The following is a 24,445-nucleotide window of genomic DNA, read 5'->3' on the forward strand; positions in this document are numbered from 1 at the left end:
CTATTTTTTGGAGCCTAAAAATTCAATAAATTATATTTTTTGTTAGATAGAGTTAAGTTTAATTTGCACTTGCTTGAAAAAATGGCCTGGCCACTTTAGATATAGGTTTGTTACATTATGCACACGAATTATTACTTTATAAAGCAGCTCGTTCCAGCACTTCAATTGCAGTTATTGAGTACTTCTACCCCAGTTGCTTCAGATAAATCTGTGCATGGGCTTGGGCTCCGGTTTATGGAGTGCTTCAGCCAGGATCGGGACGAGGTTGTTTTGGTGTTTGCCCAAGCTAAAGGAAAAGCCAATTATTATAGACCATTCTACATTAAAGCGACGCTACGGCCCGATTTCTCAGGTTTGTTTTTTCCCGATACCGTTCAGCGTGCCCGTACAAACAGTGTCGATCTATTTAACTCGGTGGTTAGTGAACCGGGTAAGGAACGGGCTGTACTGGGCGTGCGATCCTTTCTGAATGAACGTTGTCTGGCTATTCTACTGGAGGACGATTTTACGCTGGTCTTTAAATTCTTTGGCAATCGGCCTAACTTACTAGCCTTTCAGGGCAATAAGGTGATCGATTTATTCAATCGGCAGTTAGCAACCGACGAAGACCTTCGACTTGATGCCTTTGATCGCCCTATTGACCAATCGTATACTGCCTTTGAACAAGCGCACTTCGACCATCGAAAACTGTTTCCGACGTTCGGTAAAGTCGTTAACAAATGGATTGATCATAGAGCCAGGCAGGTAGGCATTGAATTGGGAAGTAGAGAGTCCTGGTCAATTATTCAGGATGCTGTACGGCAATTAGAACAGCCGCATTATTACCTGATTCGACTGGATCACAAGCCAACGTTGAGCCTGCTTCCCTTTGACGCCCAAGCTGATGACCCTCCTCCGCGGGAATACAATGACCCTATAGAAGCTGCCAACCGGTTCTTCGTTGCTCTGAACGGATTGACGACATTTGAGCTTGAGAAAGCTAATCTGTTTAGGTTGATTGAAAAGCGTCGCAAGCGGGCTGAAGCTCAAATCGACATATCCCTGCAGCGGCTGATGCTGAAGGAGGAGGGCGCTAGCCATGAAGAAATTGGCCATATTTTAATGGCCAATTTACATGATATATCTTCTACTCCAAGTGTGAAATCGCCTGAACGGTTAACCCTATACGATTTCTACCGCGACCGACCAATTGACATCAAGCTTAAACCAGATTTGAGTCCGCAGAAGAACGCAGAGAATTATTACCGAAAGGCTAAAAACGAAAAAATAGAAGAGCAACACCTGCATGATCAGATAGCCGCTCGTGAAGCAGAATTAATTCGTATCGAGCAGCAGAAAGCCGATTTGGCTACAATACAGAGTTTAAAAGAACTCCGTAAATACGTCAAGCAGCATAATCTGCTGAGTGAGGGTATTTTAGCCAGTACGGGTGAAGTGGCGGCTTTATTTAAGGAAGTGACGTACGAAGGGTTTCGCATTCTGATTGGTCGAAACGCGAAAAATAACGATTTGCTTACGCAGCGATATACCTATAAGGATGACCTGTGGCTACACGCCCGCGATGTTACAGGTTCGCATGTGGTTGTAAAATATAAAGCAGGTAAAACGTTTCCCAGAAGCGTTATTGAGCGCGCTGCTGAGCTAGCGGCCTGGTATTCCAGACGTCGAACCGATAGTTTATGCCCGGTCATTGTGACACCTAAGAAATATGTTCGCAAGCCTAAAGGGTTGGCGGAAGGGCAGGTGCTGGTCGAAAAGGAAGATGTTGTCCTTGTTGTCCCAAAGGGCGAATGAAAGTAGGTAAGCCATCAGCTAGTTAGGGGCTGGCGCTAGTTACTTTCACGCCAGCCTCTGACTATTGGGTGTTTTATTGATCAACGACAACACTCAATTGAGCTGTCAGGAGTCGATTCATCTCACTCCAGGTATGATCCCAGGAGTTTTCATTCAAAAATGCGTCAATATCCGTCCAGTTGCCGGCTTTGCGGTTGGCCAGTGCCTGTTCGATGGCTGTTTCAAAGGCCTGTGCTGAGTCGGCAATTTGAACGAATTCTTTCGATCCATACATGCGAATGACATCGCGAATGGGCGTTGAGACTACAGGCAAACCTGCCGCTAAGTACTCGGGCGTTTTAGTTGGGCTTATAAACTTCGTCGATTCGTTTAGGGCAAAAGGGAGCATAGCCACGTCCCAATTGCTAAAATAGGCGGGAAGCTCTTTATACGCTTTCATACCCAAATAATGTACGTTTGGCTTGTTTGGTAACAAAGCCCGGTCAATTTTTACAATTGGACCTAATAAAATAAACTGCCATTCCGGGCGACGGTCTGCTAATTCAGTCAACAACTTGTAATCGAATCGTTCGTCGATAACCCCGCTAAACCCAATCCGTGGGTTAGGCAGCGTACGCTGGTCGGCTGGATCGGGCTGTGGCTTCCGGGCAGATGCAAAATGCGCAAAGTCAATACTGCTTGGGAAAGCAAATACGTATGGGTGCCGGTTTCGTTTCGCTTCATACAAGCTGTAGCCACCGGTGAACATAATCTCAGCCTGTTGTATAAGCTGTTTTTCTTTTTCCAGTAGTTGAGCTGGCGCGCCCCAAAAGGCCGATAATTCGTCCATGCAATCATATACCGTAAGCGCTGGTTTCAGATGGTCACTGAAAAGCAAAGCCATGGGTGTATAATACCAGGCAATGAATGAATGAATGCGCTCGCTGGCCATAAACTCATCCAGTAACTGCCGTTGAAGCTGAATAGCTTCTTCAGGCTTGGTTCCGTGAGGCAGGTGAGGAATAAGTACTGTCAGGCGGTCTGTTTGTTGACAGATGCTCATGTGTAGCGTATCGCTCCAAATAGGTTCTTCAATAAACCAGACCTTGTAATTTTTGGCTGCCCGACCAAGTAAGTGTTGGGGACGTTGGTAAACGAAATTCCAGCGTAAATGCGAGAAGCAAATCAGATCGGCAACATCGTTAACCCTGGTATCGAAAGTCGACTTGTGGGTGTAGGTAGGTATGGTAGATGAAACAGAGAGGGCGGCATTATCGCCAAGAGCATGCGTTGAGGGTGGTACTTTCATAACTATAGGAGGGGATTATATAAGTATATCCAGTTCGTCGGTTGACCAGACTACTCATTCTACTTATAAAACCCAAACCACCCGAAAATGTTAGTCCGCAACTCGTTTAATTGAGGAAGCGGACCCGTACCTGGCAGTGCCTTCCTACCAGCTATCTTAATGGCCTGACTTACTCAGTTGGCCGTTGTCGACTTTTTATCTTCATTCAATTCGAACAAATAGCCGTCAAGATCGGAGAAGTAAACCTGAACGATACCATCAAAGCGTACCTGTCGGTGATAGGGTATATTTTTGGTTTTTAGATATTGTTCCGATTTGTTAATGTCGTCAACAAAGAGCGCATAATGGCTACCGTTACGATCATGAACAATTTGTTCCGTCCGACCATCCAGAAGATGAATTTGCTGACCGTTACCGAGGTCAAACCAGGCTCGTGTTGCCTTCAGATTTTCGGGTACCGGTATGGGTTTGAGGCCGATGACATCCCGATAAAAAGCGGCACTTGTGGGCACATCCTTAACATGAATCGAGATGTGGTTATGACGGGTGATACCTAGCTTGTCTTGTCCTGAAACCAGATTCCAAGTCAACAGGCTAACAGTAAGCAACAGAAATAGTACTAATTTTTTCATGCAGAATAAAGGCGTCACCGAACCAAAACTACCCGGCTTTGCAGTCCTGCAGGCGTTTCGATTGTTATCGTGTAGCGCTCGGCAGCCAGCCCTCGCAGGCTGATTGTTCGGGTATATGTACCGGGTCTAAGCGCTGGCTCCTGAACTGTTTGAACACGCTGGCCCAGTTGGTTCACCAGCGAAATGTTGGCCGCTCCCGTGGTCGATAAGGTGAAATCGATCAATACGCTTTCCGTTGTGGGGTTTGGGTAAACACGGAATGTATCCAAGGTTGGATTGTCGACGGCGGTTACGATCGCTGGACCCGTTGTTACGGATGTAGGCAAGGTGACTGATTCGACGGTTTTGAGAATCCAATTGTTAGGATCGATTACGAGTCCTGAAATAGTGCCCCGAACAGGCAATGTAAACGTTTGATCGGCACGGTCGTTCAGTACCGTCACGGTTGTGTCGCCAGCTGCCGATTGTACCTTCATCTGAATGGGCATTGTAAATGAGCTCGGATTGGTGGCTGTCGTGTTGCGTTGTTCAAGTCGTACGGTTATAGTGTTAGCTGTGCTTCCCGAGCTAACCGTCGCCTTATAGGTTGGGTATCCTTCACCGTAAATCCATTCCTTGAAGAAGTAATCCAGAGAACGATTGGATACTTGCTGCGCCACAGCCTGGAAGTCCTCAGTCACGGCTGTATTGTAGGCCAGCGTTGGCGTAGCCACGTAAGTACGCAAAGTCTGGAAAAACAAGTCATCGCCCACAATACCCCGTAGCATGTGCAAAACGGCTGCTCCCTTGGCGTAGGTGCGGGCACTGTTGAAAATATTATTGGTGCTACTGATGTCCTGAACATAAATTGAGCCACGGGCCGTTCGGGCACTACTCATGAAGTTATTCATCGTCGACAAATAACCCGCTTGCCCACTAACCGACTCTGCATAGATGGCTTCGCCATAGGAAGCAAAGCCCTCGTTCAGCCAGATATTCTGCCAGTCCCGACAGGTAATTTTGTCGCCAAACCACTGGTGGGTCAGTTCATGTGCAATTACACTGGGTGTCAATGAGCTAATTCCCATGGATGTGATCGTTTGGTGCTCCATCCCGCCGTTATTTCTGGCAAACTGCGCATGCCCATATTTCTCCCGCAAAAATGGATAAGGACCGAACCGATTGCTGAATAGCTGAAGCATGCTTGGGGTTAGGTCGAGACTACTCTTAACCTGAGCCAGGTTTTCCGGGTAAATGTAGTGGGTAACCGGCATCGTCTGATTTCCAGACGTAAACGGCGTATCATATTGCGTGTAATTCGATACGGCTATTGAAATCAGGTACTGGGCAATTGGGTAGCTATTGCGCCACAAGTACGTTCGGGTACCATCGGTATTGGTGGTCGTGCTGATCAGCTTCCCGTTCGAAACCGAGACTAACTGAGCGGGAGCTGTAATGCGAACGGAGGAGGAATCCGCCTTGTCGGCAGGAGTGTCCCGGCAAGGAAACCAGTCCGATGCACCATAGGGCTCACTCAGGCTCCAGATGACTGGATCAGTCGTCGTTTCATGTTTATCAAACAGGAAGCTGCCATTGGCGGTGCCATTTGGTACACCCTGATAAAAAACGGTTAGCGTTAGGGCCTGTCCATTCGCCAGAGGTTGAGGGGGCGTAATGGTTAGTTTGTTCTGCGCATGCTGAAACGATAACGGCTGACTGCCCGCTTTCACGGAATCAACCCGCAGGCCCAAGCCAGTTGTTGTGGTTGTTGAATTCAGATCCAGAAAAAAACTGCTGACATTAGCTGCTGTACTTTTCAGCGTGATGGTCGTGGCTCCGATTAATTTGGCGGGCGTAGTGGTCAGTCGGAGATCAAGTCCGTAATAGGTGACATCAATGGTTGCATCGCCGGGGTAGGCTAATCGTGCTTTGGGATTAGCAGCTAGCTGCCCAAAGTAACGCACCTTGCCCATCTGGCAGAATTGTCCGCCATCAACAATAGGCTGAGCGGTGGCAAACAGGGGAAATAGAAACAGAAGTACGTAACCAATGCGCATATCCGATGAGTTTTCCTATCAACCTTTAGAGCAGGCATTAAGTTAGCGTAATGTTAGTTTTCGCCTGACTGACCAGAATTCAACCGTTTGTTTTCCTTCGCTCGCGCTTCTGCCTGGGCTTTGGTCTCTTCGAGCTTCTGTTGTTCGGCCTCAGGTAATTGGAGCTGCCAGCCCATTGAACTAGCCAATTGATACATCATATATTGAATCTGGTTAGTAGCGATTTTGGGCAGGTCACTTTGCATAGCCCGCTCATTCATAGCTTGTTTGGCTTCATCCAGGATCTGGGTGTAATCGTCCCCACTAAAATGATTCAGAATCCCAGCCTGAATATCGTAGAAGGTATAATCTGTATCAATAGACAGGACTTCAGGTTCTGGAAACGATTCGATGATGAGCTTTTTATCGCCGTTTTCCATCGCCCTGAATCGAACTTTGGCAAAGTCAAAGCCCACCAGCACTTTTGCTTTCGCAATGACCATCGCCTTTTTTGGGTCATTCAATACGTATAAGATTTTCTTCTGATCCTGATAGTTGTAGATCTCTGAAAAGTACCCTTCCGCCATTACCACTTTAAATACTTTCTCAATACGCTCCAATAGCAGGACCGAGTCCCGACGGACATTGGTGATCCCTGTTCGTTTCCGCACGGAGCTAGCCAGAGCCGCCCCTCCGCCTGCGCCAACGAGTAAAAGTAAAAGGGTGGTTAAGAAATCCATTTCATTCAGGAACTGGTTAAGTCAGTGAAGTCGAGTTTAAGAACTCGACTTCATCACTGCGAGAGTTGCCCCAACAAATAATACCCAAAGGGTAGGTAAGAAATTTATTCAATCAGCCGATATAAAGCATGCGGGTTAAACAGATAGAACGAATCAAAACAGATTTTTACCAATTGCCAATCCGTTTTAATTCGTTCTATCTGTTTAACCCGCATGCTTTTTCTACTATTTATTTCGCGTAAGCGACTGCCCGCATTTCCCGAATGACTGTCACTTTGATCTGGCCGGGGTACTGCATTTCTTTTTCTATTTTTTGCGAAATTTCATACGATAAAACACCCGCCCGTTCATCCGATACGTGGTCGGCGTCGACCATGATCCGCAGCTCACGGCCTGCCTGAATGGCGTAACACTTGGTCACTCCAGGGAAGTTACCTGCCAGTTCTTCCAACTCTTTGAGCCGTTTAATGTACGACTCCATCATTTCGCGACGAGCACCCGGCCGGGAACCCGATACCGCATCGCATACCTGAACGATGGGCGAGATCATGCTCGTCATCTCGATTTCGTCGTGGTGAGCACCAATGGCGTTGATGACTTCGGGATTCTCTTTGTATTTTTTCGCCAGTTCCATGCCCAGAATGGCGTGGGGAAGCTCGGCTTCTTCGGGCCAGACCTTACCAATGTCGTGGAGTAACCCGGCCCGTTTGGCCAGCTTGGCATTTAACCCCAACTCAGCAGCCATGGTTGCGCAAAGCTTAGCCACTTCGCGGGAGTGTTGCAGGAGGTTCTGGCCGTAACTGGAGCGGAAGCGCATCCGGCCAACCATCTTGATCAGTTCGGGGTGGAGACCATGAATACCCAGATCAATAACCGTACGCTCGCCAATTTCAACGATTTCGTCTTCGATGTTTTTGCGGGTTTTGGCAACAATCTCCTCAATACGGGCGGGGTGAATGCGCCCATCCTGAACCAGACGGTGTAGCGATAAACGGGCAATTTCCCGACGAACCGGGTCGAAGCCTGAGATAATGATCGCTTCTGGAGTATCATCAACAATGATTTCGACACCTGTGGCGGCTTCGAGCGCCCGAATATTTCGGCCTTCCCGGCCAATTACTTTGCCTTTCACATCATCGGATTCGATGTTGAAAACCGATACGCAGTTCTCGATGGCGTGTTCGGTAGCCGTCCGCTGAATGGTTTCAATAACCACCTTTTTGGCTTCTTTAGTAGCGGTTAATTTGGCTTCTTCAACAATATTTTTGATGTAGGAAGACGCCCGCGTTTCGGCTTCAGCCTTGAGGTTTTCAACGAGTTGCTCACGAGCCTGATCGGCAGAAAGGCCCGCAATTTTTTCGAGTTGGGCGACCTGATCGGCCAGCATCCGATCCGCTTCCTGCTGACGTCTGTCCACATCTTCCCGGCGCTTGTTGAGGGCGTCGATCTGCTGTGCCAGGCTATTTTTCTGTTGCCCAAGTTCATTACGCTGCTGATTCAACTCGTTTTCGCGGTTCCGTTGCTGATCGGCCTGTTGGGCTAGTTGTTGTTCGCGCTGCTTGAGCTTCGTTTCGTTCTGAAGGAGTAGATTTCGTTTCTGATTCGTCGTTTCTTCAAATTCGGTTTTCAGTTTCAGATACTTCTCTTTTGCCTCTAATATTCGATCTTTTTTAATTGTTTCAGCTTGTAATTCAGCGTTTTTTAAGATAGTAGCTGCTCTGTCTTCTGCTTCTTTCTCCTGCTTTGCGTGAACGCCCGCCATGGTTTGACGGCCAATTAATATGCCAATACCACCCCCAACAAGGGCGGCAAGAATCGTTAACCAAACTGGAATGTCCATCGGACTATATCGTTAAGGTTGAAAAAATAAACCATCAACCTGCTGCAATACGAGTGCTCTGAACGTCAACTCTGAGTATTTTGAGGGTGGAAGCCCGCCGTTTTTTATGTCGAAATGACCGGCGTGACGACCTGATCTAATTGAGTTATTTTGTCAAACACCATCTGTTGTAATCGTTGCATCTGTCGTTCTCCTCTGAGCTTGGTAACCAGGCAGTCGAAAGCGATCATTGCCAGGGCTTCCTGTGTATCAGACAGACCTCTTTCCCGATACTGCTTCAGTTCATCCTGAATCAATTTGGCGGCTTCGCGCACAATAGCCTCTGATTCCGGCTCTACAGCTAGTTTGTAGAATCGGTCGGCAATTTTTACGCGAATTGGCAATTCTTCCATCGCTGCAGTCGGCTCAGATGGGGCTAGGCCCCGGAGCCAATTTGGGTTTATGACAAACTACTCAAGTGAGCAATGCACCGTTCCAATTCCCGGATATACTCGTCGAGTTGTTGTTTTAATTCAGCATTCGTATCTGTCTCAGACAGATTGTCTTTTACAATTATACCAACATCTTTCGACTTTGGTGTATTTTTTTCTGGAATAACTGGTTTTTTCCGTAGTTGTCTTACTAATTCCTGCTCTTTTCGCAAGCTTTCCTGCAAGGCCGAATTTTCCAGTTCCAGTTGTTCAACCTGCTTCTGCGTATCAGTATATGCTCTCGTCAGCAGCTTGAGTTTATGCTCAAACCGCTCAACAAGGGCAATAATTTGATGTTCGCTTACCACAGTTTTAACAAATTGTTGAGTGATAGATTGCCTGAATGATTGAATAATGTTTGCAATAATTATTCAATCATTCAGGCAATCTATCACTTAATCATTTTCTAATTACCGCGCCCAACTCCTGCTCGAAAGCGGCCATGAGCCGTTGCATTGTCTTATCGATGGTTACATCGGTGAGGGTCTGAGCCGTATCCTGCAACATGAAGTTGACCGAATAGGCTTTCTTTCCTTCACCAAGGTTTTCACCTTCATACACATCGAACACATTTATCGTGCGTAATAATTTCCGTTCCGTTTGGCGGGCCAGTCGGCTGATCTGTTCGAATGAAATCGCCTTGTCAATGACGAGCGACAGGTCACGCCGAACTTCAGGAAACCTGGATACTTCTTCGTAACGAATTTTGCCGGAAGCCAGCTTCAGCAAAGCCTGCCAGTCGAAATCTGCATAGAATACAGGTTGCTTCAGGTCTACCAGTTTTGTCAGTTTGGCATTAACTAACCCCAGGCTGACCAATGGTTTTTTATTGACAACATAGGTTAGACCATATTGAAAAAGTGTTGTATCGGCTGGCTGCGTTTCGAACGATTTGATCCTGAACAAGTTCAGAACCCGTTGTACGGCCGTTGCCAGGTCATGATAAGCTACAGGCTGGCCTTTCTGAAGCCAGCTTTCCGGGTTTTGATTCCCAATCATGGCCAGGCTTAATCGCATCCGCTCAACGTACTTGGGAGATCCATCCTCAAGTTTTACTTTATGATAAACCTTGCCGAACTCAAACGTTTTCAAGTCTTTCTGCCGCCGGTTCAGATTATACACCAGTGTTTCCAGGGACGAAAACAACAAGGTTTGCCGCATTACAGACAGGTCATCACTTAGCGGATTGAGAAGAGTGACGTCGTCTCCGGTTAAAGATTGCCGGATGGCATCGTTATAAGCAGGTCGGGTCAATGACAGCGTCAGGATTTCGTAGAATCCATTGGCCGCCATGAGTTGGCTTACACGGCTCTGCCATTGATCAGGGTCCGTTTTAGGGAATTCAGAGAGCGAGTCAGCCGAAAGATTCGCCGAAAGCGGTATGTTATCTAACCCGTAAATGCGAAGAATCTCTTCGATCACGTCGGCTTCCCGCGTCACATCGACGCGGTAGGGCGGCACAATCGCTATGAAACCATCGTCTTCGATTGATTCAGCCTGAATATCCAGGGCGTCCAGAATCCGGTGAATCTCGGTATGGTCAATCTTGATGCCAATTAACCGGTCGATGTTACGGTAGCGAACCGGCACCCGGAACGCATCAATAGGCGTTGGGTAGATGTCGGTAATTGCCGAACTAACGGTTCCGCCAGCCACTTCCTGAATAAGCAAAGCCGCCCGCTTGAGTGCAAAGATTGTAATGTTCGGGTCGATGCCCCGCTCGAAGCGAAACGAAGCATCGGTTTTCAGACCATGGTGTTGCGCGGTTTTGCGGATAGACGTTGGTGAGAAATAAGCCGATTCGAGAAAAATGCTGGTTGTCTGCGCGGACACGCCGGAGTACTGACCGCCAAATACACCCGCGATGCACATGGGTTTTTCGGCATCACAAATCATCAGGTCCGTGGCCGTGAGTTTACGTTCTACACCATCCAGTGTAACAAATGGCGTGCCTTCGGGTAGCGTTTTAACGATGACCTGATTGCCCGAAATTTTTGCCGCATCAAAAGCATGCAGTGGCTGCCCCAAATCGTGGCAAACGAAATTCGTTACATCCACAATGTTGTTGATGGGGTTGAGGCCAATACTCAACAACCGTTGTTTGAGCCAATCCGGCGATTCGCCGACCGTTAGGCCACTCAGGGTAAGGCCTGCATACCGTGGGCAGGCCGTTGTGTCGTCGACCTGTACATTAAGCGTTAAATCAGTGTTATTGATAGCGAACGCATCAACCGAAGGCAACCGAAGCGGGCGATTTAAAACGGCTTTCAGGTCTCGGGCTGTTCCCAGGTGAGAAGCCGCATCGATGCGGTTGGGCGTCAGGCCAATCGCGATCTGGTAATCAGCTTCGAGATTGAAGTAACGGGCGGCCGGTGTACCGTTGGGCATCCGGGACGCCGGACCTTCCATATCGAGTACCATGATCCCCGCATGCGATGTACCTAACCCGATTTCGTCTTCAGCGCAGATCATCCCTTCGGAAGCTGCTCCACGAATTTTAGCTTTCTTTATTTGGAACGCATCTCCTGCGGTGGGGTGAAGTGTTGCTCCGACAAGGGCTACCACAACTTTCTGGCCAGCCGCCACATTGGGGGCGCCACAAACAATAGGCAGCGGCTGATCGGCACCTACATCAACCGTGGTTAAACTTAGTTTATCCGCATCCGGGTGTTTGACGCAGGTAAGTATCTCACCAATAACGACGCCCTCCAGCCCTCCGGGCACGGCGTTTATTTTCTCAATTCCTTCAACTTCCAGGCCCGTTGATGTCAGTAATTTACCAACTTCTTCGGGTGACTCAGGCAATTCAATGAACTCTTGTAACCATTTATAGGAAACTTCCATACAGCGGCAAAGCAGATTATTACCGCAAAGTTAGCCAATTGCTTGATTGCACCTGCAGTAAATTGACGGCAAAAAACTGGGCGGTCTCTCAGACCTGTTATTCGTGAGTAATATATTTCTCACCTGCCTTCACCGCAATTGGGAGTTTATTTTCGCCAGGGGGAAGCGGGCAGGCATATCTTGGGTTGTAGGCACAATATGGGTTATACGCCGTGTTGAAGTCAATAATTGCCTGACTATCTGTTAGTTGATTTGGGTCAAGCTCAATATAACGGCCACCACCGTATGTTTCTTTACCCGAAGTCGCGTCCCGAAACAAAATGGAATAGGTATTGGCGAGTTTGACAACCAGTAATCGATGCGCTTCGCCGTTCAGACTAAACACGGCATGGGCAAATTTTTCGTATACTTCCTCACTGCCGTCACTCATGCTGACAACCAGTTTTTGCGTTTTATCGGCAAAGGGTTCAAGCCGGGCAACAACGCGGTAGGTGGGGTCAGGAGCAAAATAACTAAGTCCGTTGAACGATGATTTATCCTGAATAGGAGACTCGCCATTCGTGCGCATGAACTGATCTTTCTCTGTACGCTTTGTCGTTAGTTCCTGACGGTACGTTTCTGGCTTAACCGTTGCCTCTAAACCACTCGCGGAGGTCATGTTGCCACCATCAAAAAAGGTGAAATACAACACTATTAACGTGAGTAAAAATAACCCTGTAAGAAAAAATTTATTTCTTAACATAACCAAATGATCATAAATTGACTTTAACTAAAATTAAGTATTCTAATGGTGACTGGCAGCCAAGAGATTTTGAGTAATTGTACTCAGCTTTGTTGATTGCGTTACATTTGCTTTGTATAGTTTTTTGATATATTTAAAGCCTTAAATGAATACTTCCTTTTTCAAATCTAAAATTTACGCTTAGAATGGCCAAACTCTATGAATTGAAAACATTTGAATCCAATACCGGAAACTTAACTGTTTTTGAAGGAATTATTCCGGGTGTTATTCAACGCGTCTTTTATATTTATGAAGCTGGGCACACTGCCCGGGCAGGCCATCGGCATCACCGCACCTGGCAGGCACTCGTTTGCCTGAGTGGCAGTTGCCGTGTATATAATAATAATGGAACACAGGAAGACACCTTTCTGTTGACAAACCCGCGGCAATGTCTGGTGCTGCAACCCGAGGATTGGCACATTATGGATTCCTTTTCCGACGATGCCATTCTGCTTGTCATATCGAATGAATTATACGACAAAAACGATTACATATACGAACCCTATCCGAATGGTAACTATGTGGATCGGGTGCTTATGGCTGACTCGGAATGATTCCGTTTTTAGATCTGAAACGGGTTAATGAGCCATACCAGGTAACCATTCAGCAGGCAATGGAGCGGGTGGCAAATTCAGGCTGGTATATTTTAGGGCGGGAAGTAGAGGCATTTGAACAACAGTTTGCCGCGTACTGCCAGACACGCCACTGCATTGGCGTTGCCAACGGACTCGATGCGCTGACACTGGTCCTGAAGGCCTGGGCTTTTCCCGCCAATAGCGAAGTGATTGTTGCCTCCAATGCGTATATCGCATCGGTGCTGAGTATCACGCTGGCTGGCCTGGTGCCCGTTTTTGTTGAACCCGATCCGCTGACCTACCTGCTCGACCCGTCCCGAATAGAACTTGCCATAACGCCCAGAACGAAGGCTATCTTACCCGTTCATTTATATGGTCGCTGCTGCGATATGACACCCATCAATACGCTGGCAGAACGGTATGGCTTAAACGTGCTGGAAGATGCGGCTCAGGCGCATGGGGCTACTTATGAAGGAAATAGGGCGAACCGGCGAGCTGGTAATCTTGGCGATGCGGCAGGCTGGAGTTTTTATCCTAGTAAAAATCTTGGCGCTCTGGGCGATGCCGGCGCCATCACTACCAATGACGATGCCCTGGCCGAACGCATTCAGGCACTGCGAAATTATGGCTCCAGCCAAAAGTATGTCAATGACTACCTGGGCGTAAACAGTCGTCTGGATGAACTTCAGGCGGCCATCTTATCGGTGAAATTACCTTTGCTTGATCAGAATAACGCCCGCCGACGCACGATAGCTGAACGGTATTTGAATGGTCTGAAAAACCCTGCTGTAAAGCTCCCCCCCGCGAATCAACTGGCGCAGGATGCCTGGCATCTGTTTGTCATTAGGCATTCACAGCGTGATAAGTTTCGTACTTATCTCCACGAACGGGGAATCGGTACCGATACACATTATCCAATTCCGCCCCATCGGCAACGGGCCTACTCAGCTTATGCTCATCTGTCGTTTCCGCTTGCTGAACAGTTGCATCGGGAAGTAGTCAGTTTACCGCTCAATCCAGCACTGACGGATGATGATGTGGAGTATATCATTGAGACGATCAATTCAATGAGCGAAAAAGCAAATGACTGAATGAGCGAAAGGTTAATTTCCAAGTCATACTTTTTCGCTCATTAACTCTTTCACTCATTACCCATGCACCTGTCTGTCGTTATCCCGGTTTATAACAGTGAGCGCACGATAGCGCCACTGGTCAACCGTCTGCAAACGTGTCTGAGTGGGAGACGAGTCGAGATCATACTGGTTAACGATGGGAGTCGCGACCGTTCGGAAGCGGTATGCCAGGAGTTGGAAGATCGTTTTGATAATGTGCAGTTCATCTCGCTACGCCGGAACTTCGGTGAATTCAACGCGGTGTTATGCGGGCTTACCCATACCAAAGGCGAGTATGTTGTCATTATTGACGACGATTTTCAAAACCCACCCGAATCCATTCTGACGCTCGTTGAAACAGCCGAAGTAGGGCAATACGATGTTGTTTATAGCCGCTATGCACAAAAGCAGCATCACTGGTTTCGAAATCTGGGCAGCTGGCTGGTCAATACTTTAACGACATATTCAATCGATAAACCACGGGATATTTATCTGTCAAGTTTCAAGCTGATTCGGCAGGAGGTTGTGCGCGAAATTATTCGGTATCAGGGACCGTATCCTTATATCGACGGGTTGATTTTTCGGACAACACGTAACGTAAGCAGCGTGGAAGTACCTCACAATACGCGCCTGGAGGGGCGTTCGAATTATACCATTCGTAAGTTAATCTCGCTATTTCTGAACGTATTTATCGGCTACTCGCTATGGCCTATTCGTCTGTTTACGGTATTGGGTGCTGTCTTGTTCGGGCTGGGCTTCCTGAGCGGTGTGCTTTTTCTGATAAGCTGGCTACTCAATGGCACAACCATGACGGGCTGGGGGCTTGTTGCCTGGGCCATCCTGACAGGCATAGGTATTCAACTGCTCTTTTTGGGGGTGTTAGGAGAATATTTGGGTAAGTTATTCATGGCACATAGTGGTTTGCCGGCGTATGTAATCAAAAAGAGCGAAAGACTTAATGAACGAAAGAGTGAATGAGCGAAAGAGCGGTTCAACGGGACACTCTTTCGCTCATTCACTCTTTCGCTCTTTCACAATTATGATCGGTCGTACGGAAGAATACGAGAAAATGTTTCGGCTGGAGGGGCAACTGTGGTGGTACCGTAGTTTGCATGAGCGTGTAGACACGGCCCTGCAACAACAGTTTGGCCAGCGCCGGGATATGGCCATTCTGGACGCCGGATGCGGTACGGGTGGCTTGCTGGATTTTCTACGTCGGCGGGGCTATACGAATCTGAGAGGACTCGATGGCTCGGCCGATGCGGTGGCGTTCTGCCAGCAGCGCGAACTTCCGGTTACACTGGTCAACCTGAAGGATCTGGCTGGTTTTGAGCCCGCTGTGCAATACGACATTATCGTGTGTAATGACGTGTTCTGTTATTTTACAGAAGCCGATCTGCCCCTTTTGGTAACTGCCCTGTCTGATCGACTGAAACCGGGTGGCGTTTTGGTATGCAATAACAACGCATTCGATCTCTTTCGCGGAGAGCATGATGTAGCGGTTGGCATTATCCGGCGATTTGTTCGAGCCGATTTTGAGTGCCTATTGCCTCAACATGGCCTGTCTATTCAGTCGGCTACCTACTGGAGTTTCGTTTTGTCTCCGCTGATTCTGCTGATTCGGCAGTGGCAGCGTTTGCAACTGGCATTAGGCTGGCATTCTTCTGATAAAGCCCAATCAGATGTGTATCTGCCAAGTCACTGGATCAATGAAACACTCTACCAGGCTGTCCGGACTGAGCGGGCGATTTTACCGCGAACCCCCTTTGGCAGTTCGCTGTTCATAGTAAGTAAGAAATTGTAAGTGATTCGTAAGTCGTCTTTTTATGTTTACAGGTATTGTTGAATCCGCCGGTGTTGTATCGGGTATTGAAGCAGAAGGTACTAATCTGACATTTCGTATTGAGTCGGCGCTGGCCCCCGAACTGAAAATTGACCAGAGTGTCAGTCATAATGGCGTTTGCCTGACCGTTACCAGCATCGCCGATGGAAGCTATACGGTAACGGCCATCGATGAGACCTTGAAAAAAACGAATCTGGGTAAGCTTGCCACGGGCAGTTGGGTCAACCTGGAGCGGTGTATGCCCGCCAATGGCCGTTTCGATGGGCACATTGTGCAGGGACACGTCGATCAAATCGGTATCTGTACCAACGTACAGGATGTGGATGGGAGCTGGTTATTCGACTTTCAGTACGAACTAGGCAATGAACCGGCAAATCAGAACGTAACGGTCGAAAAAGGGTCTATTTGTATCAATGGCGTTAGTTTAACCGTTTTTAATTCAGAAGCGGATCGGTTTCGGGTGGCCATTATCCCGTATACGTACGAGCATACCAATTTCCGGAATCTAAAGGCTGGCGATGTTGTCAATCTGGAGTTCGATATTGTGGGTAAATACCTGAAAAAAATGTTTGCGGGCTATCGGTAGCCCGTTGTGGATTCTGCTACTTTTGTGAAACGAGTAAACCAACTGAACAGAGTGGCGCCAGTAAAACGCCACTAATCACCACTCCCGAATGGCTAAAATCAGCACCCGCTCCTTTTTTGACCTGCTGATTCATATTGGCATTATTATAGCCCTGCTGGCGGCCTTTTTTCTGGCTTTTTTCTTTGTTTATCTGCCTTTTACGACCAATCACGGGCAGACCATTACGGTGCCCGATGTGACGCGCCTGAGCTTGGATGAGATGCAGAATCTGCTCGACGATCGCGACCTGCGTTATGAGGTAAGCGATTGTACATTTGTGTCTGGTGCGCAGCCATTAACGGTTATTCAGCAGTATCCACGGGCAAACTCTAAAGTGAAAGAGGGCCGTAAAATCTATGTGACGATTACGAAACGGGTGGCTCCGATGGTGCAGATGCCCAATCTGGTTAGTCTAACGCTTCGGAGTGCGCAGTTAAATCTAAAGTCGCTGGATCTGGTAAGTGGGCCACCCATTTATGTGCCCGATGTAGCCAAAAACTCAGTACTGCGGCAGTTGTACAATGGCAAGGAAATTACAGCCGGGACGCCCATTCCGAAGGGTGCTCAAATAGACCTTGAAGTTGGTGATGGACTGGGAAGTACGATGTTTGAGATTCCAAACGTTGTAGGATTGCCTCTCGATGAAGCCGAAGCGGCCATTCGTGGATCAAATTTAAAAGTTGGCACGAAAATTTCCGTTGAAGATCCTGAGAAGGAAGTCGGCACTGTGGTCCGGCAGCGACCCGAAGCCCGGTCTGGCGAACGCATCCGCGTTGGCGAAACAATGGATTTGTGGATCGTGGGGCCCATTGAGCCCGACCAATAAACCCGTTTCCGGCCCTGATACCCGATGAGAATTGCTTTAGTTTGTCAGTCGCTTAACCCGTTTGCCGGACGTTGTCTGCGCGGCTTTTTGCTGCTGTTTTTTAGTTTATCTTACCTGATCGGGAATGCCCAAACGCCATTGCAACTCCCGTTCTTCGACGATTTTTCGACAGCTAGTGGCCGCCCCGGCCTCGACCAGCCCGATCCAGCTCTTTGGCAGCCAGGCAGTGGCGTGTACATCAACAACACCATGGCGATTGGCCAACCTACCATCAACGTTGCGTCGTTTGACGGTTTACAGGCGAATGGGCGGCCTTATGTGCAGAACAATCCGCTGGCGCAGGGATACACCGATACGTTAGCCTCATTGCCAATCAGTCTGGCGGGCTTGTCGGCTGCGGATTCTGTTTATTTGAGTTTTTACTGGCAAGCTAAAGGGCAGGGCGAACTGCCTGATCCCGGCGATTCATTAAGCCGGCTGGCAGGCGATTCGCTCACCGTTCAGTTTCTGGATCGCACGGGAACCTGGCAAACGGTTTGGGCCAAGGTGGGAGGAACCGTTAACAATAACTTTTTTCAGGTATTTGTGCCAGTTCGGAGTGCCGCCTTTTTTCATGCTGGATTTGCCTTTCGGTTTCGTTCATTTGGGCGCGAATCCGGGCCGTTTGATACCTGGAATGTTGATTATATTTACCTGAACCGGGGGCGCTCGGTTAATGATCGATTTGTGAAAGATGTAGCGGTCAGGCAGGCGCTTACCCCGCTGCTAAGGCGCTATACGGCCATGCCGCTCTCGCAATATGTCGTTAATCCGGCTGGCGAGATGGCCGATTCGGTTAGGACAGATATCAACAATCTGTTTAACAATTTCAACTTCACCACCTTCGATTTCATCATACGGGATGAGGTGTCGGGGCGTATCGTGCAGGACGATCCACAGACCAGTTCGATGCTGATCCCATCGCTCAGTTCACAGCGCAAAGCCGCAAAGCCTGCGCCTGTTTCCGGGTTTGGCTCAGCCACCAGAGCCTTATTACGCTACAAGATTGACCTGCTCACTACGGATGATCAAAATCCGTCCATTCCCGGCATAAACCTTCGGCGGAACGATACGATTTCGGCGGTAGCTGCTCTGGACGACTATTATGCTTACGACGATGGTACCTGGGAATATGCCCAGCAAATCAGGCAGCGGGAGCAAATTGCGGTTCGGTTTATCCTCAATAAACCCGATGCGATTGGCGGTGTCCGGGCGTGTATTGTGCCCTTTACAACCAATCAAACGGGTCAGTCTTTCGTCATCAACGTCTACAGTAACCGGGCTGGCCGACCCGGTACCGCGATTTATCAGCAGGCATTCACCACGCAGTATCCGACATCTCGGAACGGGTTTGTTGAGTTTAAATTTACAAAAAGCGTTTCTGTAAAAGATACGTTTTATGTTGGTTATCAGCAGATTAGTAGTAGCGACACGACGTTTCTGCGCCTGGGGTTCGATAAAAATAGCCCGTTTGGATCGCAAATCTTCTACAATGCGGGCAGTAACTGGGATCAGAATTTAACAACGGCCTCTCTGAATGTACAAGGAGCATTTATGCTACGACCTATTATGGGGGCCAAACCCGATACCATTGTGACGGCTGTTCCGGAGCCCGAACCTCTGGCACTGTTGCGTACCTACCCGAATCCAACCACGGGTTTCATCCGGTGGGATGACCCACACGTAACCCAGTTGGATGTGATAAGCACCACGGGTCGGGTATTGCTTACCCTTGAACCAAGTCGCGGGCAGCAAACGTTAGATTTGAGTTACCTGCCCGATGGTTTATATTTAATCCGTCTTTTCGCGGATAAACGGTCGGCCGTACAAAAATTGATTGTTCAACACTAACGAAGTGATAAATTAGTTCGTTGTAACTGGCTGGTGCGAACAGCACCGAGAATAGTCCATTGCATGAATGAACCTGTCGCTTTATTACAATTACTCATTAACCATGGATATTACCGTACAGGAATTGAAAGAGCGGCTCGATAAGGGCGAGAAACTGAATTTGTTCGATGTTCGCGAACCCAACGAATATGAAGCGGATAACATCGGGGCCACCTTAATTCCTCTTGGCGACCTGCCGCATCAATTAGACGAACTCGATGGCTTGCAGGACGAGGAAGTGATCGTCCATTGCCGGTCAGGCAAACGTAGTGCTATGGCGCAGCAAATTCTGGAGGAAAACGGGTTCAATAACGTTCGGAACGTTATTGGCGGCATGTTGGCCTACCGGGCGCAGTAAGAAAAATGTATGATACAGGATGTATGATAGACGACATAATAGCGAAGCTATATCATACATCATACATCCTGTATTTTATCAGGTCTTCCGGGCTTACCCATTTATACTTGCCCTGGTTTCTGAACCAGGTAAGTTGTCGTTTGGCGTACCGTCTTGAGTTGCGCTTTAACAAACGAACCATTTCCTCATAGTCATAAAGTCCGTCCAAGTAAGGAAAAACTTCTTGATAGCCAACCGTTTGTAAAGCCGCCAGTTGACGGTAGGGGAGAAGCGAACGGACTTCATCAACCAAGCCTGCCTTTAGCATAGTGTCCATGCGGCCGTCGATACGCGTATACAGTTCATCACGCGGGCGTTCTAGGGCAATCAGCACCGAACGAAAAGGCCGCTCGGTGGTATTTCGTCGACGAAAAGACGAGTAGGGCTCTCCCGTAGACAGGCATACTTCCAGAGCCCGCGTTACCCGAACCGGATTCTGTAAATCGGCCGTCTGGGCATAGACCGGGTCCAATAAGCGCAGTTCAGACTGTAGTTTCTCTAATCCTTCCTGTTGAAGCCGCGCAAATAAGCGTTCGCGCAGGGAAGGGTCAACGGCTGGCATATCATCCAGACCGAAACAAACGGCATTGATATAAAGACCCGTCCCACCTGATAAAATCACGACCTCTTTTGTTTTAAATAGTTCATCGAGCAGGGCCAGACACTCCCGTTCATATCGTCCGGCATTGACTGGATCCAAGATGGAGTGTGAGTCAACGAAATGATGGCTGACCCCATCCATTTCTTCAAGCGTTGGCTTGGCCGTGCCAATACTTAGCTCACGATACAGTTGGCGGGAGTCAGCAGAAATCACATCAGTTTTCAGCGCTTTGGCCAGTTGAACACACAAGGCGGTTTTCCCCACCGCCGTCGGACCGGCTATAACAAGTAAAGTTTTCAACGCAAAATCAGTAAGGCAACAAAGGTAAGCCAGGAAAACGATGTCTTCTTTTTCTGCTTAAATACCTAACTGGCCGAGCTGGCCGTTTCCTAACAATTTTGTGAGTATAAACGCTCAATGATTTATCCCTGGGTTTTAACTACGGCCAGTAACTAAATAATTCATTTTGAACCGTTACGATTCTCTTTTGAGCTTATACTGATCGGGAGGGGTAAAAAATGACTATATTAATTTAGTTTTTTAAAAAATATTTTTTGTTGATTGATAGGTAGTTAACGAAAATATTTTTTTAAAAACAATCCGTGAAAAAGAGGCCATGCATGAGATTTATTACAAATTTATATATTTGCTAGTGTTGATATAACTCTCTTTTAGTCAGTGAGTTACGAACCAAAAGGTTAGTAGCTTTTTTCCCATGAACGACTCTGTTAAGAACCGAAAATCTATTGACCCTAAGCATATAGCTCTTCAGAAAACATTGGACATCATATGCGGAAAATGGAGGCTGTACATAATTTATCAGGTAGGTACTGAAGCCCGACGTTATGGTGAATTACGTCGGATGATTCCTGAAGTAAGTGAGAAGGTTTTAATTCAAGAACTTAAGGTTCTGGTGAGTCTGGGAGTTATTGAAAAAAAGTCATATAGCGAGGTGCCGCCCCGTGTCGAATATAAATTGACACCTAAAGGGATGCAGGTGTTACCGACCTTGTTGAAACTGACATCAATCGGAGAATTATTTCTGGAACCGTAAGTATATCAACTTTTTTTGACTCCATGTCGTTGTTTGATAACACATTAAGTAAACGGAGTCAATGGTTGGGAGGATATGCTGTCTTTTAGTAGGCATGATATGGCTTGTCGGGGCTGCTCAAGGTAAGCGACAAGGTGTCCTTTCCACAATGGCCTATCAACAAGCGGCCTCAGTCGAAAGCCTGTTCAATAAAGCATTACGGTTCAACGTATACACATTCACTGTAACGGCCGCAGATACTGGGCGTGTACGTGAGGTACAGGTCAAGGCTTATCGTGGCGAACTGCTATTGACCAACTTCCAGGTCCGTGTCGATGGGGCGGTGACGGGTGCGGAAGTAGCTGATCTGGATAATAATCGCTTTCCTGAATTATACGTCTACAGCACCAGCGATGGCAGCGGTTCATTTGGCCGTGTCTATGGCTGGCAGTTTTTGCCGGAGCGCAAGGCCGATATTACGCCTGCCAACTGGCGCAACACGATGCCGCAAGGGTATATGGGCCACGATAGCTTGTGGGTGGAGCAGGACATTCTCTGTCGTAAGTTCCCTATCTATCAGCCCGGCGATGCAAATGCCGAACCGTCTGGTGGCTACCAGATGATGCGCTATAAACTGCAACCGGCGGGTGCCGGATTTTCGTTAATAGCTGAGTGAGGAAATCGTAAGTAAGTACTCAAATACAAATAGCTTAGGCTATCATAAACAGATGGTTTAAAAAGAGAGTGGCTGACGCAAGGATAATGCGTCAGCCACTCTCTTTTTACGCTATGCAACTAAAATAAATTTACTTAGAATACTTTGAAGCCGAGGGTAACGGTAGCGATGCCCAGGAAGCCCGTAATGTTAGAGTCTTTATAAACACCACCCACAGGAACGGCATACCGAAGATCAACATCCAGCAATGGAATTGGCGAGTAGCCAACACCAAGTTCAACGGCATACGTGAAATCCTTCACTTCCAGATTCTGAGCTTCGTATTTGTTAAGCAAATTTGTGCTTGCGCTTGACGCCGGAATGGTTGTTTGTGGAAAATTCACAGTTGAGTTTGCGTTGAGAACGCCCGATGTCGTCCGGTCGAGAGTGGCTTTCTGCACAAAAATAAAGTTGGGGCCAGCGTAGCCGCGCAACTTTCCGCCCATCCAGCGCTTACCAAATAAAACGGGTACATCAACCGCTTCCAGAACAGACTCTGACGTTGCATTCAGGCTGGCGTTGATCAGGCCGGGCTGTACTGTAATCGGCAATGCATTGGCCAGGGCTGGGTTTGCATTTACATCCAGAGTAACTGCCGTTTTTTGCTTCAGCACAAATCGGTTGTAGGTAACCTCGGCCTGAATGAAAAACGTGTTGAAGTTTTTCCGAGCCCACAATCCACCCGAATAACCGTACCCGATCCCATTGTTCTTATTTTCCAGATTAGGTACCTGAACACTACCTACGGCTTGTGCCGGAACTTTGGTGAATCCGTGCGTGAAGGTGGCTCCTCCTTTAATACCAAATTCGAACGGGCGAGTCTGGGCCATGGCTGTCGACATGCTGATCAGAAACAGCGCAGCTATTGATAGTTGACTTACTTTCATGAATGAACGATTATTGTTGCAGAAGTACACGACGATAGTTGGCTGGGTTGACCGTTGGTATGGTGGCCGTATATTTCGCATTAATTTGTTTAATGATTTCATTAGCCATCAGCGCATAACCGGCTGGTGTCAGGTGAATGCCATCCAGGCTAAACACGCCACCCTGAATAAAGCTGGCCGTGTAGTTGATGCCATTTTGGGTAAGACCTCCGGTGGCCGCTACCTGGTTCAAAACGGCATTCGGATCAACGTACGCAATGCCTTTGGCATCGGCCTGCGTTTTCATAATGCCATTGTAAGTATTAATACTGGCGTTCAGCGTAGCTACTTCACTGGCATCTAATACATACTGATCTGGTATAGGATTGGCAGCACTTAGCCCTACTCCTTGGGCAATAAAACTATTAAAAACAGAAGCTATTGAGAGCAAAAAATAATCGCCAGTTCCGGAAAGCCGAACTCCGCCAGGCGCTGACTTGGAACGGATTGCCAGGCCAGGAATACCTTGTGCCTTTAGCAACGTGTTTACTTGCGCCGTGACCGTAGTAAAATAGGGGGTTATCGTAATAGAAGGAATGCCAATGACCACGCCCTTACGATTGCCCTCGGTCAACTTATTCATGGCAGCCGTAAAGTTCGTTGTAAACAGGGCCGTAGGTGTCAGGGGCGTGTCTCCCCCCGATGTAGCATACCCGAGTGCATCATTATTACCAAGCCAGCATGTAAAGAACGTAGCGCCGTTGAGGTTATCGCTCATATACTGGAAGTACGTTGTGGCGGTTGGCGTGGACACTAATCGCTCAAGATAGGGATTAAGCGACCCATAATTTGGGTTAAGTATATCAGACATCCGAATACCCGGAACCCCTAAATTCTGGTTAGCATCTGTAAACTTGGTATACAAGGGTGTCCCGGCCGTTGATAGTCCTCTTACGGCTAGTTGAGTTTTTGCCGTATCAAGAGTAGGTAAACCTGTAGCGCTGGCTGGCAATTTTTTCAGCCTTAGATAGCCTGTGCCATTTAGCTGAGCTTCGGTAAACAAAGGCTGCACAAAGCTACCACCACCCACCGTGGCGAATTGAGTCGCTAAAATGCTGGGATACGAGTTGAGCTGGCTCTCCCGATAAAGTCCGCCATCAGCGTAACCGGCTGTTAATGAATTACCTACGGCTACATACTTGGTAAAGTCGGCACTCCCTTTTGTTGGTGCCACGCCACTGCCAGCGTTTGGGTCAATGTCATTGTTGGTACAAGCGTTTATGCCTGCAAACATAGACAGCATCAGCCCCCACCGAAACCTGTTTTTTAGTTGCATTCGAATATGTTATTGATAGTAAGAAATAAAGATAAACTTGTAAAAAAAGAACGCAAAAGTAACTAGTTTATGCATATACAAATGCTGTTATTCTCATAAAACTCCGGGGATTAAGTATATTTAATTTTAAACAAAGCTTACGCCCCGGTAGTTGTTTGTCACAAATGAGTTCGCTTAATTGCT

Annotated in this window: 23 protein-coding genes; 11 read left to right on the top strand and 12 right to left on the bottom strand. The window is 47.8% G+C overall.

Annotated elements, in window-relative coordinates; all coding sequences use genetic code 11:
* Positions 1-117 precede the first annotated feature (117 nt).
* Positions 118-1,794 (top strand): NFACT RNA binding domain-containing protein, encoded by a 1,677-nt coding sequence (locus SD10_RS04710; RefSeq protein WP_046375913.1) that lies wholly within the window; start codon positions 118-120, stop codon positions 1,792-1,794.
* 73 nt (positions 1,795-1,867) lie between these two features.
* Here the strand turns inward: SD10_RS04710 and SD10_RS04715 are convergent, their stop codons facing one another.
* From SD10_RS04715 to SD10_RS04755, 9 genes are all read right to left on the bottom strand, one after another.
* Positions 1,868-3,082, bottom strand: a complete 1,215-nt coding sequence (locus SD10_RS04715; RefSeq protein WP_046375914.1) for a glycosyltransferase family 1 protein — start codon at positions 3,080-3,082, stop codon at positions 1,868-1,870.
* A 173-nt stretch (positions 3,083-3,255) separates the two neighbouring features.
* Positions 3,256-3,714, bottom strand: a complete 459-nt coding sequence (locus SD10_RS04720; protein ID WP_046375915.1) for a VOC family protein — start codon at positions 3,712-3,714, stop codon at positions 3,256-3,258.
* Between the two features lie 14 nt (positions 3,715-3,728).
* Positions 3,729-5,750: a M1 family aminopeptidase gene (locus tag SD10_RS04725; protein WP_046375916.1), complete on the bottom strand. Its 2,022-nt coding sequence runs from the start codon at positions 5,748-5,750 to the stop codon at positions 3,729-3,731.
* 53 nt (positions 5,751-5,803) lie between these two features.
* On the bottom strand, positions 5,804-6,469 hold the full coding sequence (locus SD10_RS04730; protein WP_046375917.1) for a DUF4230 domain-containing protein: 666 nt from the start codon (positions 6,467-6,469) through the stop codon (positions 5,804-5,806).
* 229 nt (positions 6,470-6,698) lie between these two features.
* The gene (gene rny / locus SD10_RS04735; protein ID WP_148562380.1) at positions 6,699-8,309 is read right to left on the bottom strand and encodes a ribonuclease Y; all 1,611 of its coding nucleotides are present in this window, start codon (positions 8,307-8,309) and stop codon (positions 6,699-6,701) included.
* Between the two features lie 104 nt (positions 8,310-8,413).
* Entirely contained in the window at positions 8,414-8,701 is a 288-nt protein-coding gene (locus tag SD10_RS04740) for a cell division protein ZapA (RefSeq protein ID WP_046375918.1), read from the bottom strand.
* Positions 8,702-8,748: 47 nt separating this feature from the next.
* Positions 8,749-9,087 carry a hypothetical protein gene (locus SD10_RS04745; RefSeq protein WP_046375919.1) on the bottom strand — a complete coding sequence of 113 codons (339 nt, stop codon included), beginning with the start codon at positions 9,085-9,087 and terminating at the stop codon, positions 8,749-8,751.
* Between the two features lie 91 nt (positions 9,088-9,178).
* Positions 9,179-11,623 (bottom strand): phenylalanine--tRNA ligase subunit beta, encoded by a 2,445-nt coding sequence (pheT, locus tag SD10_RS04750; protein WP_046375920.1) that lies wholly within the window; start codon positions 11,621-11,623, stop codon positions 9,179-9,181.
* A gap of 97 nt (positions 11,624-11,720) precedes the next feature.
* The gene (locus SD10_RS04755) at positions 11,721-12,365 is read right to left on the bottom strand and encodes a DUF1684 domain-containing protein (RefSeq protein WP_046375921.1); all 645 of its coding nucleotides are present in this window, start codon (positions 12,363-12,365) and stop codon (positions 11,721-11,723) included.
* Between the two features lie 185 nt (positions 12,366-12,550).
* On the opposite strand from SD10_RS04755, the gene SD10_RS04760 reads away from it, so the two are divergent.
* From SD10_RS04760 to SD10_RS04795, 8 genes are all read left to right on the top strand, one after another.
* Complete coding sequence (locus tag SD10_RS04760; protein ID WP_046375922.1) at positions 12,551-12,958, top strand: sugar 3,4-ketoisomerase; 408 nt, start codon at positions 12,551-12,553, stop codon at positions 12,956-12,958.
* Positions 12,955-14,070 (top strand): DegT/DnrJ/EryC1/StrS family aminotransferase, encoded by a 1,116-nt coding sequence (locus SD10_RS04765; RefSeq protein WP_046375923.1) that lies wholly within the window; start codon positions 12,955-12,957, stop codon positions 14,068-14,070. The genes SD10_RS04760 and SD10_RS04765 overlap by 4 nt, the downstream gene beginning before the upstream one ends.
* A gap of 63 nt (positions 14,071-14,133) precedes the next feature.
* On the top strand, positions 14,134-15,069 hold the full coding sequence (locus tag SD10_RS04770; protein WP_046375924.1) for a glycosyltransferase family 2 protein: 936 nt from the start codon (positions 14,134-14,136) through the stop codon (positions 15,067-15,069).
* A 61-nt stretch (positions 15,070-15,130) separates the two neighbouring features.
* Positions 15,131-15,895 (top strand): class I SAM-dependent DNA methyltransferase, encoded by a 765-nt coding sequence (locus SD10_RS04775; protein ID WP_046375925.1) that lies wholly within the window; start codon positions 15,131-15,133, stop codon positions 15,893-15,895.
* 22 nt (positions 15,896-15,917) lie between these two features.
* Entirely contained in the window at positions 15,918-16,520 is a 603-nt protein-coding gene (locus SD10_RS04780) for a riboflavin synthase (protein WP_046375926.1), read from the top strand.
* 88 nt (positions 16,521-16,608) lie between these two features.
* Positions 16,609-17,385: a PASTA domain-containing protein gene (locus tag SD10_RS04785; RefSeq protein ID WP_046375927.1), complete on the top strand. Its 777-nt coding sequence runs from the start codon at positions 16,609-16,611 to the stop codon at positions 17,383-17,385.
* A gap of 24 nt (positions 17,386-17,409) precedes the next feature.
* A complete protein-coding gene (locus SD10_RS04790; protein WP_046375928.1) occupies positions 17,410-19,275 on the top strand; it encodes a T9SS type A sorting domain-containing protein in 1,866 nt (621 codons plus the stop codon).
* Between the two features lie 103 nt (positions 19,276-19,378).
* The gene (locus SD10_RS04795) at positions 19,379-19,672 is read left to right on the top strand and encodes a rhodanese-like domain-containing protein (protein WP_046579053.1); all 294 of its coding nucleotides are present in this window, start codon (positions 19,379-19,381) and stop codon (positions 19,670-19,672) included.
* 52 nt (positions 19,673-19,724) lie between these two features.
* On the opposite strand, the gene miaA is transcribed toward SD10_RS04795, so the two are convergent.
* Positions 19,725-20,612 (bottom strand): tRNA (adenosine(37)-N6)-dimethylallyltransferase MiaA, encoded by an 888-nt coding sequence (gene miaA, locus SD10_RS04800; protein WP_082111516.1) that lies wholly within the window; start codon positions 20,610-20,612, stop codon positions 19,725-19,727.
* Positions 20,613-21,027: 415 nt separating this feature from the next.
* On the opposite strand from miaA, the gene SD10_RS04805 reads away from it, so the two are divergent.
* Entirely contained in the window at positions 21,028-21,366 is a 339-nt protein-coding gene (locus SD10_RS04805) for a winged helix-turn-helix transcriptional regulator (protein WP_046375930.1), read from the top strand.
* Positions 21,367-21,514: 148 nt separating this feature from the next.
* A complete protein-coding gene (locus tag SD10_RS04810) occupies positions 21,515-22,021 on the top strand; it encodes a hypothetical protein (protein ID WP_227699145.1) in 507 nt (168 codons plus the stop codon).
* Between the two features lie 134 nt (positions 22,022-22,155).
* Here the strand turns inward: SD10_RS04810 and SD10_RS04815 are convergent, their stop codons facing one another.
* Positions 22,156-22,947: an outer membrane beta-barrel protein gene (locus tag SD10_RS04815; protein WP_046375932.1), complete on the bottom strand. Its 792-nt coding sequence runs from the start codon at positions 22,945-22,947 to the stop codon at positions 22,156-22,158.
* 10 nt (positions 22,948-22,957) lie between these two features.
* On the bottom strand, positions 22,958-24,262 hold the full coding sequence (locus tag SD10_RS04820; protein ID WP_046375933.1) for an SGNH/GDSL hydrolase family protein: 1,305 nt from the start codon (positions 24,260-24,262) through the stop codon (positions 22,958-22,960).
* Positions 24,263-24,445: the final 183 nt, after the last annotated feature.

The sequence above is a fragment of the Spirosoma radiotolerans genome (assembly GCF_000974425.1).
Classification (GTDB): Bacteria; Bacteroidota; Bacteroidia; order Cytophagales; family Spirosomataceae; genus Spirosoma; species Spirosoma radiotolerans.

Bases quoted from the DNA above. Each gene is read 5' to 3' on its own strand.
- SD10_RS04710 (WP_046375913.1), top strand. From the start codon at position 118: ATGCACACGAATTATTACTTTATAAAGCAGCTCGTTCCAGCACTTCAA.
- SD10_RS04715 (WP_046375914.1), bottom strand. From the start codon at position 3,082: ATGAAAGTACCACCCTCAACGCATGCTCTTGGCGATAATGCCGCCCTC.
- SD10_RS04720 (WP_046375915.1), bottom strand. From the start codon at position 3,714: ATGAAAAAATTAGTACTATTTCTGTTGCTTACTGTTAGCCTGTTGACT.
- SD10_RS04725 (WP_046375916.1), bottom strand. From the start codon at position 5,750: ATGCGCATTGGTTACGTACTTCTGTTTCTATTTCCCCTGTTTGCCACC.
- SD10_RS04730 (WP_046375917.1), bottom strand. From the start codon at position 6,469: ATGGATTTCTTAACCACCCTTTTACTTTTACTCGTTGGCGCAGGCGGA.
- rny (WP_148562380.1), bottom strand. From the start codon at position 8,309: ATGGACATTCCAGTTTGGTTAACGATTCTTGCCGCCCTTGTTGGGGGT.
- SD10_RS04740 (WP_046375918.1), bottom strand. From the start codon at position 8,701: ATGGAAGAATTGCCAATTCGCGTAAAAATTGCCGACCGATTCTACAAA.
- pheT (WP_046375920.1), bottom strand. From the start codon at position 11,623: ATGGAAGTTTCCTATAAATGGTTACAAGAGTTCATTGAATTGCCTGAG.
- SD10_RS04755 (WP_046375921.1), bottom strand. From the start codon at position 12,365: ATGTTAAGAAATAAATTTTTTCTTACAGGGTTATTTTTACTCACGTTA.
- SD10_RS04760 (WP_046375922.1), top strand. From the start codon at position 12,551: ATGGCCAAACTCTATGAATTGAAAACATTTGAATCCAATACCGGAAAC.
- SD10_RS04765 (WP_046375923.1), top strand. From the start codon at position 12,955: ATGATTCCGTTTTTAGATCTGAAACGGGTTAATGAGCCATACCAGGTA.
- SD10_RS04770 (WP_046375924.1), top strand. From the start codon at position 14,134: ATGCACCTGTCTGTCGTTATCCCGGTTTATAACAGTGAGCGCACGATA.
- SD10_RS04775 (WP_046375925.1), top strand. From the start codon at position 15,131: ATGATCGGTCGTACGGAAGAATACGAGAAAATGTTTCGGCTGGAGGGG.
- SD10_RS04780 (WP_046375926.1), top strand. From the start codon at position 15,918: ATGTTTACAGGTATTGTTGAATCCGCCGGTGTTGTATCGGGTATTGAA.
- SD10_RS04785 (WP_046375927.1), top strand. From the start codon at position 16,609: ATGGCTAAAATCAGCACCCGCTCCTTTTTTGACCTGCTGATTCATATT.
- SD10_RS04790 (WP_046375928.1), top strand. From the start codon at position 17,410: ATGAGAATTGCTTTAGTTTGTCAGTCGCTTAACCCGTTTGCCGGACGT.
- SD10_RS04795 (WP_046579053.1), top strand. From the start codon at position 19,379: ATGGATATTACCGTACAGGAATTGAAAGAGCGGCTCGATAAGGGCGAG.
- SD10_RS04805 (WP_046375930.1), top strand. From the start codon at position 21,028: ATGAACGACTCTGTTAAGAACCGAAAATCTATTGACCCTAAGCATATA.
- SD10_RS04810 (WP_227699145.1), top strand. From the start codon at position 21,515: ATGGCCTATCAACAAGCGGCCTCAGTCGAAAGCCTGTTCAATAAAGCA.
- SD10_RS04815 (WP_046375932.1), bottom strand. From the start codon at position 22,947: ATGAAAGTAAGTCAACTATCAATAGCTGCGCTGTTTCTGATCAGCATG.
- SD10_RS04820 (WP_046375933.1), bottom strand. From the start codon at position 24,262: ATGCAACTAAAAAACAGGTTTCGGTGGGGGCTGATGCTGTCTATGTTT.